Annotated in this window: 1 protein-coding gene; it reads right to left on the bottom strand. The window is 44.7% G+C overall.

Annotation, left to right across the window (positions count from 1 at the left end; genetic code table 11):
* Nucleotides 1-527: IS630 family transposase (locus tag FS806_RS25305; protein ID WP_144942118.1), on the bottom strand; the 527-nt coding region annotated here is incomplete at its 3' end.
* Nucleotides 528-608: the final 81 nt, after the last annotated feature.

Genomic DNA, 608 nt, shown 5'->3' with positions numbered 1-608 from the left:
GCAATTTTTTTTACCTCTTCGAATTCAGCTTTAAATTCCTCTTGTTTGATCGGATCGGCTTTGGCTAAGGTATACGTCGGTTTCGTGTAGCTGAATCCCAGAAGTCGAAGCAATTTGCGAACGCCGCGGTCCGAGTAAGTGATGTTAAATTCTCGCTCAATCCAGTCTCGAACAAGGAAGGAAGTCCAATTCATTTCCGCAGGAAAGCCGACATCAGCGGGCCTCTTTTCCATCAGCAGTTGTCGAAGTTCTTCTTCCTGATCATGAGATAGGAATGACGGGCGTCCCGGCGATTGTCCCATGACCAAACCATCCAGTCCATTTTCACGATAAGCTTTGACATAATTTCCGATGGTCGCAGTGGATCTTCCTACAATGAAGGAAATCTTATCGTACTTGACACCATGCAAAAACAGCAGGATGGTTTGATAGCGTTCGAACATACGTTTGTCTTTCGTCGACCTGATAGCCGCTTTTACCGCTTGAATTTCTGGATTCTGGTTATCAGCATGAAGGGGGTTTTTCACTCGGATCGCCTCCCACAGGCAACAAGGTTTTACCTATAGGTATTAGACATTTGTTTCCAAAATCCTTTAGTGCCATTTATA

The organism is Paenibacillus sp. 32O-W (genome assembly GCF_007679495.1).
GTDB lineage: Bacteria > Bacillota > Bacilli > Paenibacillales > NBRC-103111 > Paenibacillus_L > Paenibacillus_L residui.
The sequence above is the reverse complement of the archived record's forward strand: the minus strand, read 5'-3'. Positions and strand labels throughout refer to the sequence as shown.